Raw genomic sequence first — 12,183 nt, 5'->3', positions numbered from 1 at the left:
GGTTTCTCCTGCTTCGCGAACTTTTGAACTGACCGGTCAGTTCAAAAGCTAGTCCGGGCCGGAGTGTGCGGCAAGATCACCGGACGCACGTCACACTTGTGAGTGGCTCACGGACAGGGTGCGGCGGGGAGACTGTCGCATTTCCGCGACAGCGGCGCAGCCCGGCCGCGCCCCTCACCTCACCGCAGCGCCGCTGCCGGGCGCACTTCCCAGGTCGTCCACAGCGGCCGGTACCCCTGCCGGTGCCAGAACACCGAAGACAGCGGATTGGTCGGGTTGTAGTACAGGTACGTCCGGGTCGCCCCGCCCCGGTGCAGCTCCCGGTGCACGTACGCCATCAGCGCCCGCCCGATCCCGCCGCCGCGCTCGCCGGGGGCCGTCACCACGTTGTTCACGTACCCCCACCGGCCCGACGGCAGCAGCTCGCCCGCTTCGCTCCCCGGCTCCGCGTCCAGCCACGCGCAGTGCGCGACCCCCCGCAGCTCCCCGTCCGCCTCGGCCAGCCAGACCGCCGGCTCGTCCGCGGCCAGGGCCTCCCGTAGCGACGGCGCCAGCAGCTCCGCCGTGTTGTCCCGCCGCGGCGCCGCCACGAGCCCGGTGTAGTCGAAGGTCGCCGTCGCCAGCTCGAGGGCCGCGGTGAAGTCGTCCGGCCCGGCCCGCCGCACCAGCACGCCCGGTACCGCCTCCGGCGGGGGAGCCGTGCGGACGCCGATCGCCGACAGCGGCACCAGGCCGTGGTCGAGGAAGGCGCGGATCGCCTCGGCGTCCCGGCTCGGCCAGACGACCACGCACGCCGAGTCGTCGTCGAGCGCTTCCGCCGACAGCCGGGCCCGCAGCGCGCGCAGCAACAGGTCCACGCCTTCGGTTCCGGTGTCGCCGACGTACGGGAAGAGCTGCCAGGTGTCGGCGGCCGACCACAGCATCGGCACGTCACCGGGGCCAGCCGCTGCCGCTGCAGCACCCCGGTCACCTGCCTGCCGTCGGCCGTCGCCGCGTCCAGGCGCTCGCCTTCGGCCGGCGGTGCCGCCGGGGGCAGCAGCGCGTCGACGGCGGCGAAACGGGCGCGGTGGGCCGCGAACAGCGGTTCGGCGATGTCCATGGTTCCCCCTCGGTCGGTGCGGTCAGGACCAGGCCGGGCGCCGGAGCCACATGGTCCACAGTGGACGATAGCCCTGCCGGTGCCAGAACACCGGCGAAAGCGGGTTCGCCGGGTGGTAGAACAGGAACGTCCCGCGCACGTCGTGCCGGAGCAGTTCGCGGTGCCCCACCGCCATCAAGGCCCGGCCGACCCCGCCGCCGCGGGCCGCGGGCGCCACCGAGAGCGTGTCGACGTACCCCCAGCGGCCCGGCAGCAGCCTCCCGTGGACCGAGTTGCCCGGCGTGGCCGAGACCAGCGCGCACGACGCCAGCCCGGCCGGCACGCCGCCGTCCTCCTCGGCGAGCCAGACCAGCCCGCTGAACCGCAGGGCGCGGACGACCTCCGCGCGCAGCAGCGCCCGCGCGCCCGGCCGCGGCACGGCGGTGCCGACCAGCGAGGTGTACCGCCACTCGGCCAGCCGCAGCTCGGTCAGCGCGTCGACGTCGCCGTCCCCGGCGCGGCGGACGGTCACCCGCGCGGGCCCCGGGTCGCCGGGCTCCTCGGTGGTGCGCACGGCCAGGCACGTCATCGGCGCGAAGCCGTGCGCCAGGAGCACCGCGGACGCTTCGGCGTCCCGGCTCGGCCAGGTCAGCGAACACGCCGAGTCCGGGCCGGCCGGCGTCCCGCGCAGCCGCTCGCGCCACGCGCCCAGCAACGCCGCCAGGCCCGCGGCGCCGGTGTCGCCCGGCACGGCGGTCAGGTCCCGCATCTCCGCCGGGCCCCACAGCGACGGCCAGGACCCCGGCGCGTGCACGACGTGCGTCAGCAGCCCGCCCGCCTTGCGCCCGCCGACCGTCACCACCAGCGGCTCGTTCGACGGCGACGGCGGCGCCGCGATCGGCGGCAGCAAGGGATCGAGCGCGGCGAACCGGGCGTTCTGCTGCTCTTCGAGCGTGCTCACGAGCGGTGCGTGCGGAAGATCGCGGTGCCCGGGAAGAGCTTGCCGCGCAGCGGGCTCCACTGGCCCCACACCCGCGTGTGCCCGGCCGGCCACTCCGGCTCGACCAGGTCGGTGAGGGTGAACCCGGCCCCGGCCAGCGCGCGCACGTAGTCGCCGAGGGTGTGGTGGTACTCGACGTAGGTGGCGGTGCCCTCGTCGTCGACCTCGACGTACGGCGTGCGGTCGAAGTACGGCTGGGTGACGGTGAGCCCCTGCGGGCCGGGGTCGTCGGGGAAGATCCACCGCATCGGGTGGGTGACCGAGAACACCCAGGGCGCGCCCGGCCGCAGCACCCGGTGCACCTCGGCGAACACCGCGTCCACCGAGGCGACGAACGGGATCGCGCCGAAGGCCGAGCAGGCCGCGTCGAAGCTGCCCGAGGCCAGCGGCAGGTGCTCGGCGTTGGCCTGCACGAGCGGGACGTCCAGGCCGGTGCGGGCGTTGCCCTCGCGGGCGTGGCGGAGCATGCCGGCGGAGAGGTCGGTGGCCACGGCGTCGGCGCCCTCCGCGGCCAGCCAGCGCGCGCAGGCGGCCTGGCCGCAGCCGACCTCCAGCACGCGCTTGCCGCGGACGTCGCCGAGCAGCCGCGCCTCGGCCTCCCGGACGCCCTCGGGGCACCAGACGAAGTCGGCGTCGCCGAGGAACCCGCCGTGCTCGGCCTGGTAGTCGTCGGCGTCGGCGTCCCACCAGGCGAGGTTGGCGGCCGCGGCCTCCGCCCCGCCGACCTCGCGGTAGGCGACCGCGGCGGTGCCCAGGCGGTGCTCGGCCGCGTCGTGGCGCCCCGGCGCGGGCGCCTGCTCCGGTGGCATGATGGTGTCTCCGGTCCCGGTGGCTGCTCCACCTGCATCTCGGTGCGTGCGGTTTGCTTCCGCGAGGACCTTAGCGAGCCAGGGGGACCCTGATTGTGCCGCCTAGCGGCTGCCGCGTAGGATAAGTGTTAGCGCAGTGGGTTCGCGCTGCCTTCCGCTCAGCTTCTGGTTGGGACTCGGGTCGCGCACCGTATGCGGGGTCATGCCGCGGTCGTTCACTGGTGGACGTTTGCTTGCAGGGTCGTCGTATGCCGCCCATCGCGCCGACAACTGCCAACCCTCGATTCCCATCCACCGGAGCAACCCGCCTAATGACCACCGACACCGCCACCGCCCCGACCGCCCCCACCGGGCCCCAGCAGGTCGCCATCAACGACATCGGGTCGGAGGAAGACTTCCTCGCGGCGATCGACAAGACGATCAAGTACTTCAACGATGGCGACATCGTCGAGGGCACGATCGTCAAGGTCGACCGCGACGAGGTCCTGCTCGACATCGGCTACAAGACCGAGGGTGTCATCCCCTCGCGTGAGCTCTCCATCAAGCACGATGTCGACCCGGCTGAGGTTGTCACCGTCGGCGATGAGGTCGAAGCCCTGGTCCTCCAGAAGGAGGACAAGGAAGGCCGTCTGATCCTGTCCAAGAAGCGTGCGCAGTACGAGCGCGCCTGGGGCACGATCGAGGAGCTCAAGGAGAAGGACGAGCCCGTCAAGGGCACCGTCATCGAGGTCGTCAAGGGCGGCCTCATCCTGGACATCGGCCTGCGCGGCTTCCTCCCCGCGTCCCTGGTCGAAATGCGCCGCGTCCGCGACCTGCAGCCGTACGTGGGCCGCGAGCTCGAGGCGAAGATCATCGAGCTGGACAAGAACCGCAACAACGTGGTCCTGTCCCGCCGCGCCTACCTGGAGCAGACCCAGTCCGAGGTGCGCAGCGAGTTCCTCAACGCGCTCGCCAAGGGCCAGGTCCGCAAGGGCGTCGTGTCGTCCATCGTCAACTTCGGTGCCTTCGTGGACCTGGGTGGCGTCGACGGCCTGGTGCACGTCTCCGAGCTGTCCTGGAAGCACATCGACCACCCGTCCGAGGTCGTCGAGGTCGGCCAGGAGGTCACGGTCGAGGTCCTGGACGTCGACATGGACCGCGAGCGCGTCTCGCTGTCGCTGAAGGCGACCCAGGAAGACCCGTGGCGCCAGTTCGCCCGCACCCACGCGATCGGCCAGATCGTGCCGGGCAAGGTCACCAAGCTCGTCCCGTTCGGTGCGTTCGTGCGCGTCGAGGAGGGCATCGAGGGCCTGGTGCACATCTCCGAGCTGGCCGAGCGCCACGTGGAGATCCCGGAGCAGGTCGTCCAGGTCAACGGCGACGTGATGGTCAAGGTCATCGACATCGACCTCGAGCGCCGTCGCATCTCGCTGTCGCTGAAGCAGGCGAACGAGGGTGTCACGCCGGACACCGAGTTCGACCCGACCCAGTACGGCATGGCTGCCGAGTACGACGCCGAGGGCAACTACATCTACCCCGAAGGCTTCGACCCGGACACCCAGGAGTGGCAGGAAGGCTTCGACAAGCAGCGTGAGGAGTGGGAGCGCCAGTACGCCGAGGCGCACACTCGTTACGAGGCCCACATGAAGCAGGTCCAGAAGGCCGTCGAGGCCGACGCCGAAGCGGCGGCGGACGCGGCGACCGGCATCGAGGGTGGCGCGGAGAGCTACACCTCGGGTTCGGCCCCGGCCGACTCGAAGAGCAGCGGCGGCACCCTCGCCTCCGACGAGCAGCTCGCGGCGCTCCGCGAGAAGCTCTCCGGTGGTGCGTGAGCACTAGCTCACCGAGCTGAACGAAAGGAGCCCCCGGTCCACTGTGGACCGGGGGCTCCTTCGTCGCCCGGGGTCAGGGGTTGCGCAGGCCGAGGCCGGTCATCATCGCGGTGACGCCGTCGCGGAACATCGCCTCGTGCGCCTCTTCGGTCGGCGGGATGAACCAGTCCGGCAGCGGCCGCCGCGAGGCCATCAGCAGTTCGGCGCCGACGAGGCCGTGGATGGTCGTCCACAGCCGGTACGCCGCCGAGCGGGCGTCCGCTCCCGGCGGGCACACCAGCTGGACCCGGCCGATGAAGAGGGAGAACGTGGTCCGCAGCACCGCCGACCGCAGGCCCGGGTCCGGGTCGAACCCGGGCACCGGGCGCTCGAACATCAGCGCGTAGCGGGTCGGGCTCTCGCGGGCGAAGCGCCGGTACTCCAGCGCGAGGTGCAGCAGGTCCGCGACGCCGTCCTCGCTCGACGGCGGCAGGCCCTCGAGCAGCTCGTGCAGCGAGTCGAAGGTGCGCTCGTACAGGGCGTCGAGCAGGCCGGCCCGCCCGCCGAACCGGGCGTAGACCGACAGCGTCGACGCGCCGGCGGCTTCGGCGACCCCGCGCACGGTCAGGCCGGGGACGCCGCGGTCCACGAGCACCGACAGCGCCGCGTCGAGGTAGCGCTCGCGGCCACCCTGGTCGGCCGGGCGCATCGGCAAGTGCCTGGTAGCCACGGCACACCCCCTTTGCGGCAGCCGGGCGCGGGGCGGCGTCCGGGTGACCCACTCGCAGCAGAAGATACGATATCCGGCGCGTCTTGGGAATGCGCCGGATGTCCGGATCGGCCGTCCCCGGCAACCCGAGAGGATTCCAGGCCGATGGATCACCCCGCGCCCGGCACGGTCGTCGTCACCGCGACCGGCGACGGCACCTACACGCAGCAGGTCCGCACGGCGGGCCACACGCTGCTCGTCGACGAGCCGGTCGCGGTCGGCGGTGCCGACGCCGGCCCCAACCCGTACGAGCTGCTGCTCGCCTCGCTGGGGTCGTGCACCGCGATCACGCTGCGGATGTACGCCGACCGCAAGGGCATCCCGCTGACCCGCGCGACCATCCGCCTCCGGCACGACCGCATCCACGCCGAAGACTGCGCGCGGTGCGAAACCGGGCGCGGCCTGCTCAGCCGGATCAGCCGGGAGATCGAGCTCGAAGGCGACCTCGACGACGAGCAGCGCGCCAAGCTCATGCTGATCGCCGACAAGTGCCCGGTGCACCGGACGCTGTCGTCGGAGATAGCTTGGGAGTGATAACTTAGCACACATGGCTCTCACCAGGCAAAACTTCGGTCGTGAGTACCTCCGGATCTCCAAAGACCCCTTCGGCCGGAGCACGAGCACCGATGAGCAGCACGACGAGAACGTCACCGGTGCCGAGCGGTTCGGCATCACGCTCGGGAGCCGTACTGCGACTCCGACCGCTCGGCCAGCCGGTACGCGCAGCGGGACCGCGAGGATTTCGCACAGCTGATCGCCGACCTCGAAGCCGATCAGTTCGGCGGCGATCATCTCGTTCTCTGGGAGTCAAGCCGGGGCAGCCGCAAGGTCGGCGAGTGGGCCACCATGCTCGACCTGCTCGAAGAACGCGGCATCAAGGTGCTGGTCTCCACCCACGGCCGGGTATACGACCCGGCCAACCCTCGCGACCGGCGTTCCCTGCTGGAGGACGCCGTCGACTCCGAGTACGAGTCAGCGAAGACCTCGACCCGCGGCCGCCGCACCGCGGCCGCGCAGGCGGCGAAGGGGAAGCCACACGGCCGCCTCGGCTTCGGCTGGACGCGGCTGTACGACCCGAAGACCCGCGAGTTGGTCGAGCAGCTGCACCACCCTGACGAGGCCCCGCTGATCGAGGAGCTGTTCAAGCGCCTCGATGCGGGCGTCTCATTCCGCGCGATCGCAGCTGACTGGGAGGCCCGGGACATCGTCAACGACTCCGGCACGCCGTTCAGCCCGCAGCACCTCCGGCGGCTGGCGATCAACCCGGCCTACGCCGGGCTGCGCGAGCACAACCCGAACCGGAGAGGGAAGCGGCCCGACGCCGGCCCCGCGACCCTGGTGGACGCGACGTGGACCGGCATCGTCAGCAAGGCGCTCTACTACCGCGTCTTCAAGAAGATCACCGACCCCGAGCGGCACACCTCGCGAGACGGCCGAGCCCGGCACCTGCTCTCGCGCATCGCGCGCTGCGACCCTTGCGGCGCCTTCCTGATCATCATCCGAGCCCAGAAGCCGAAGCCGCTCTACTCGTGCCAGAAGCACGGCTGCGCGTCGATCGGCGAGGCTGCGTTGGATGAATGGGCGACGGACGTGATCGTTGGTTGGCTGATGCGTGACGACGTCGCCACCTGGCTGCGGCGCTCTGGCGAGGCCGAGGACGAGGCCCTGGCAAAGATCGCTGACAAGCTAGCCGAGGCGCGCGCCGAGCTGGCGAAGCTGCGGGCCGCGCTGAAGTCGGGCGCGATGTCGGTGGAGACGGGCATGATCGTCGAACCCGGTCTCGTCGAGCGAGTGAAGAACCTTGAGCAGGACGAGAAGGACGCCACCACACCCAGCGTGCTGCGGCCGCTGGTCGGGCTGGGGGAGCGGACGTTCGAGGCGTGGGAGGACACGCCGATCGAGGCGAAGCGCGACGTAGCCCGGACGCTGTTCGTGCCGGAGATCCTCGGCGAGCTGCGGCTCAAGCCGAACCCCGTGCGTTACCAGGTCGCGCCGGTCGAGGACCGGGTGACGACGCGGAAGGTGGATGTGTGAGCGAGCCGGTCGACGACCTGATGGACGCACCGTACGACGGGCGGCCTGTCGTTTTCGATACTGAACTTGTTGTTGAGTGTGGCGACGGTGGCCGCGCGAGCCATCAGAAGCGGGTGTTCGTGTTCGCGCGCCACTCGCAGAAGAGCCGTGGCAGCGGATGGGTGTTACAAAAGGCTTCGAGCACTGCCAACCCGGACGATGTTGCGGAACGGAGACCACTCGCCATTGGGGCGCGTTCGTGACCGGTGAGCGACCTGGTGACCGACTGGGCTGGCGCCTCTGGTGTCAGCAGTGCGGCCGTGACGAGCAGTTCAGCCAGGCAGGGCTGACTCCGATCTTGGACAAGCTTGCGTCAGCACGGGTTCCTCGGATCAGCCTTGGCGGACTAGCCACGGTCTACGCCGACACACTTGGTCGACACCGTCGCTCGTGATCGCGACCGAGGTATGATCTAAGAGATTTCAGACGCACGCCGGAATGCGTTACCGGTCGCTAGCCGCTTGTGTGACACGCGGGCACCCCCGACTGAAGCCCAGAGAGGCCGAGGGAGGGCAGTTCAAGCTGCCCGGAGATCTCGATGTCTCGCAAAGTCGCTACAACGCCGGAGTCCCGGCGAGCGCAAGGCACGTTCGCTGTTCGAGTCCGTGAGCATGGGCTCGACCACCCTGCTACGAAGCAAGCTGAGCAGGAATTTCGGTCCGAGAAGTATCTCGCGAGCGTCCGCGCCGTCGTCGACGCCGCTCCGCCGATCGACCAGCTGAAGCCCGAGCAGCGCGACCGGCTCGCTGCCCTGCTTCGCCCGGTCGTCCGCGCCGCCGAGGGCGGTGTTCGATGAGCGTCGTCGACCGCGCGTACAACGCGATCAAGGGCCGGACACGACTGCGCTGGAACGGATCGGCCTGCGAAATCCAGCTCGGCTGCACCGACTCGCCGTGGCGGCCGCTCACCGACACGCTCGTCCAGATCCTCACCGCCAAGGTCGGGATTCCGCTCCGGCATGACGACGCGCGGTCGGTGTACCGGCGGCTCTGGGGCGACATCATGACCGCGGTGTCCGCCTCTGGGCGCATCAACCCCGAGACCGGAAATGACGAAACCCCCCGCGTCGTGGTGGTCGCGGGGGGCTTCGAGTCGGCTGCTAGCAACCGGGATGCCAACACCCATTCTAGCAGCTCACAGGCGGTTTCGGTACTGCGGCCGCGCGACGGTCGCGTCCAGGTCACGATGCCGTACTCGGCCGGAAACCGTTCCTGGATAAGGGAAATCTGTGGAAGCCGCACTCGTCCCGTGTGGAACAAGGCTGAGCGACGATGGGAAATCGCCCGTGCCCACTTCCGCTTCATCGCCGAAGCCCTCGCCGACCGGTTCGGCGCCTGCGACGTCTACCTGGACATCGCCACCCGCACGGTATGCACCGCCGCGTGCCGAGACGCCCGCGGCGAAGAGTGCGACTGCTCCTGCGAAGGCCGCAACCACCGCGGCCTGGACTTCATGCTCCAGTGGATCGACCTCGGCTCGGTTTTGATCGGCGTCGACGTGAAGCGCGTCCACCGACGCGTCGTTCGTGGGGGTGGCGCGTGATCGAGTACCCGACCTCGCGCGCCGAGCGGGAGGCGTTCCTGGATGCTGTCCTTGGTGACCAGGCGCACGGCGAGCACGCCGCCGACGCCTACGCCGTGGTTGCCCACGGATACAACGGAAAGCACGTCGACGGGCGCTACGTGTTCAGCCCGTCGGCACCGGTTGATTCGTTCTACGCCTGGCCTGCCGAGCGGGACAAGCTGCTCGACGACCTCGACCAAGTCGACGCCCTCGTTCAGCTCGGCGAGCGCGTCGACTCCTACCTGGTCCCCGTGTTGCGGTGGGGCACCGCGCCGAACAAGCACGGCGTGAACGTGCGCCACCGGCGCAAGGTCAACGGCACGGACCCGGCCGTGGTTTGGGCCGACCTCGACGGCGAGGTCACCGATCACGCGCTGCTGGAGAAGCTCGACGCCGTACAGGTCGAGAGCGGCAGCCGCGGTCACCTGCACGTCTACGTGCAGCTCGACCGGCCCGTCGCCGTCGTCCAGGCCGAGGCGCTGTCGAAGGCGCTGGCACCCGCGCTCGCCGGGGACGCCGGGGACTCCAAGCACTCGAACAACTCTCTACTCCGGCTGCCTGGCGGCTTGAACGGCAAGCACGGCACGCCGGTCCGTCTCGTCCGCGTCGCGGGTAAGCGGTGGGCCCCGACGGAGCTGGCCGCGCTGCTCGGCGTCGACTTGGACGCCGCGGCGCGGGTGACGCCGGCCGCCAGGGTCGAGCCCGTTGAGGGGGTCGCGCCGCCTGCCGAGCTGCCTAAGCTCGTGCGGACCGCGCTCGCGGCGCCGCTGCCGTCGTTGGGCGGTAAGCCGGATCGCTCGGCCGGTCACCAGCGGCTCGTGGAGTCCTGTGCGGAAGCTGGGCTCTCGCTCGGCGAGACGGTGTCGGTGGCGGCCAGCTACCCGCCGTCGGTCGAGAAGTTCGACGGCCGCCTGGCCGCCGAGGTCGCGCGGTCGTTCGCGAAGGCGTTGGAGCGGATCGACCTGCGCGCCGCCGCTGCGCGAGCGTGGGTCGACACGCGGCCTGGCGGCGCCCATTGCGCGATGCTCGGCAAGCAGGTGCTGCACGTGCTCGATCACGGGCAGAGCCCGGTCGCGATCCGGGAGATGGTCACCGAGCGCGTGATCCGGCTCATGTGGCTCGCGCGACAGCACGGCTGTCCTGGGCTCGCCGACGCGCTGACGCTCGTGCGAAAAGTCGCGGAGTGGGAAGTAGACAGCGAGCTGGCCGACCTGCTGGTGCACCGGGCGCTTGGCTCGCGCGAGGTCGCTGCCGAGGTTCGCAAGCCGACGCCGGAGCGGCTATGCGAGCACCGCCGCGACGGGGACGACGGCGAGGACCTGTGGACCCGGGAGCAGGTCTCCGTGGCTGAGGAGCCGACGCCGGAGCCTGACGAGCCGCCAGCGCCCGCTCCGACCTCGGCGCCGCCGGCGGGCCTCCTGCCCAACTGGGCGCCCGAGCTGTACGAACGGCACCCGCTGCTCCGGGCGATCCGGGACCACGCCTGGTCGCGACTCCAGTCCGCCGACGCCGTCGCCCTTGCCGCGCTGGCCTACGTGAGCGACCAGATCCCGGGCGGTTGCGTCATCGACTCCGGCATCGGACGCCCGGTACCGGCCGGGCTGTTCGTCGCGCTCGTCGCGGCGTCCGGCGGCGGCAAGAGCGCGGGCAACGGCGTCGCCCAGCACCTCACGAGCGCGCCGCCGCCACTGGCCTTGTCGACCGGCGAAGGGCTGCTGGAGTCCTTCTACGAGATCGTGCCCGAGGAGGACGAGCAAGGCCGGGAACGCATGGTCCGCCGCAGGGTGCGATCCAACGCGATGGCCTTCACCGGCGAGGCGGAATCGATCTTCGCCGAGCAGAAGCGCGAGGCCTCGAAGCTCGGCCCCATCCTGCGCAGCGCGTGGTCTGGTGAACACGTCGGAACGGCCAACGCCGACAAAGCCCGCCAGCGCAGCCTCGACGGCGGGACCTACTCGGTAAGCCTGATCGTGGGGCTCCAGCCGTCGATCGCGCACCACCTCATCGGCGACACCGGAACCGGGACCGCGCAACGGTTCCTGTGGGCCTCCGGCACCGACCCGTTCGTCGACCCCGACGCGCCGTCATGGGCAGGGCCGCTGTTCGAGCCGCCGAGGGTGCCCGTGATGATCGACGGCCGCCCGGTCCGCGACCTCGACCGCTTCACCGTGGCGCCCGATGTGCGCGACGAGCTGCGCGCGCAGCGCCTGCGCGTGCTACGCGGCGAGGAACAGCCCGACGAGATGGACTCGCAGCGGCCCGTGCAACTCCTCAAGGTCGCCGCCGTGTTCGCGTGGGCCGACGGCACCCTCGCCATCGGCGTCGAGCACTGGACGACCGCAAAGGCGCTGCTGGCCGAATCCGACCGGGTCCGCGATGCGCTCATCGAGCACGCCGAGCAGATGGACCGCGACGCCCAGCGCGAGGAGGGCCTGCGGCGCGGCCGGGTGCGCCGCTCAGAGATGGGTTTCGACAAGGACCTGCTCAAGACCATGGTGCGCGTGGCCGGTGCCCTAGATCGGCACGGGCCGATCACTCTCGGGCGGCTCAAGGTCCGGGTGACCAAGTCCCTGCACGGTTTGGTCGGTGACGCGCTTGCGCAGCTGATGGCCGGGGCGGAACCGCGCGTGGTGAAGGACGGCAATAGCTACGATCTGTCACCGGCGGGTCGGGCGTGGCTCGCGGAGCAGGAGATGTAGACAGCGAATCGTCTACCTGCCCGTCAGATGTAGACAGCATTTCCGCAGATGAAGCCATGTTGTAGACAGGTAGACGCTGTAGACAGCGAGAGTCGGGTGGCGCCTCGGAGTCGGTCAAAAGACTACGGGGCGTCACCCTTGTGTATAACGCAGAGAAGTTACTTAGGGTAACTAACTAAAATTTGACCAGTAGAGCTGCGCGTGCGCGCGAGGCCGATTCACGGAACGCGTCCACGTGATCGGGGTTGTCTACATCGCCTACCTGTCTACAAGTGGTGCTGACCTGCGTAAACGATGTCTACCGCGAATGTCTACGTAGACGACAGGTGTCTACCGGGCCGTGGTGTGCGCCGGCTGCCGCTGACATTGGCCCTTTGACGGTAACTGTCTATCGATGAATAC

The 12,183-nt window shown here is 70.4% G+C and carries 9 protein-coding genes and 2 pseudogenes; 7 read left to right on the top strand and 4 right to left on the bottom strand.

The window, feature by feature from the left end:
* Positions 1-179: 179 nt before the first annotated feature.
* From HUT10_RS12830 to HUT10_RS12820, 3 genes and pseudogenes are all read right to left on the bottom strand, one after another.
* A pseudogene (locus HUT10_RS12830) lies at positions 180-1,099 on the bottom strand (GNAT family N-acetyltransferase).
* A 22-nt stretch (positions 1,100-1,121) separates the two neighbouring features.
* Entirely contained in the window at positions 1,122-2,039 is a 918-nt protein-coding gene (locus tag HUT10_RS12825) for a GNAT family N-acetyltransferase (RefSeq protein ID WP_176171410.1), read from the bottom strand.
* On the bottom strand, positions 2,036-2,887 hold the full coding sequence (locus tag HUT10_RS12820) for a class I SAM-dependent methyltransferase (RefSeq protein ID WP_176171409.1): 852 nt from the start codon (positions 2,885-2,887) through the stop codon (positions 2,036-2,038). Before HUT10_RS12820 ends, HUT10_RS12825 begins: the two co-directional genes overlap by 4 nt.
* Before the next feature lie 311 nt (positions 2,888-3,198).
* On the opposite strand from HUT10_RS12820, the gene rpsA reads away from it, so the two are divergent.
* Positions 3,199-4,698 (top strand): 30S ribosomal protein S1, encoded by a 1,500-nt coding sequence (rpsA, locus tag HUT10_RS12815; protein ID WP_003098851.1) that lies wholly within the window; start codon positions 3,199-3,201, stop codon positions 4,696-4,698.
* 73 nt (positions 4,699-4,771) lie between these two features.
* Here rpsA and HUT10_RS12810 read toward each other — a convergent pair whose 3' ends face one another.
* Positions 4,772-5,386, bottom strand: a complete 615-nt coding sequence (locus HUT10_RS12810) for a TetR/AcrR family transcriptional regulator (protein WP_176177800.1) — start codon at positions 5,384-5,386, stop codon at positions 4,772-4,774.
* Positions 5,387-5,551: 165 nt separating this feature from the next.
* Between HUT10_RS12810 and HUT10_RS12805 the strand changes: the two genes are divergently transcribed.
* From HUT10_RS12805 to HUT10_RS12785, 6 genes and pseudogenes are all read left to right on the top strand, one after another.
* Positions 5,552-5,980, top strand: a complete 429-nt coding sequence (locus HUT10_RS12805) for an OsmC family protein (protein ID WP_176171408.1) — start codon at positions 5,552-5,554, stop codon at positions 5,978-5,980.
* A 135-nt stretch (positions 5,981-6,115) separates the two neighbouring features.
* Positions 6,116-6,466: pseudogene (locus HUT10_RS50900) on the top strand (recombinase family protein); the annotation flags it as partial.
* A gap of 69 nt (positions 6,467-6,535) precedes the next feature.
* Positions 6,536-7,480, top strand: coding sequence for a recombinase family protein (locus tag HUT10_RS12800; RefSeq protein WP_254897457.1), 945 nt, complete (start codon positions 6,536-6,538; stop codon positions 7,478-7,480).
* Complete coding sequence (locus HUT10_RS12795; RefSeq protein WP_176171406.1) at positions 7,477-7,722, top strand: hypothetical protein; 246 nt, start codon at positions 7,477-7,479, stop codon at positions 7,720-7,722. Before HUT10_RS12800 ends, HUT10_RS12795 begins: the two co-directional genes overlap by 4 nt.
* A 589-nt stretch (positions 7,723-8,311) precedes the next feature.
* Complete coding sequence (locus tag HUT10_RS12790) at positions 8,312-9,061, top strand: hypothetical protein (protein ID WP_176171405.1); 750 nt, start codon at positions 8,312-8,314, stop codon at positions 9,059-9,061.
* Complete coding sequence (locus tag HUT10_RS12785) at positions 9,058-11,781, top strand: hypothetical protein (RefSeq protein WP_176171404.1); 2,724 nt, start codon at positions 9,058-9,060, stop codon at positions 11,779-11,781. Before HUT10_RS12790 ends, HUT10_RS12785 begins: the two co-directional genes overlap by 4 nt.
* Positions 11,782-12,183 lie beyond the last annotated feature (402 nt).

It is taken from the genome of Amycolatopsis sp. Hca4 (genome assembly GCF_013364075.1).
In the GTDB taxonomy this organism is placed as follows: Bacteria; Actinomycetota; Actinomycetes; order Mycobacteriales; family Pseudonocardiaceae; genus Amycolatopsis.
The sequence above is the reverse complement of the archived record's forward strand: the minus strand, read 5'-3'. Positions and strand labels throughout refer to the sequence as shown.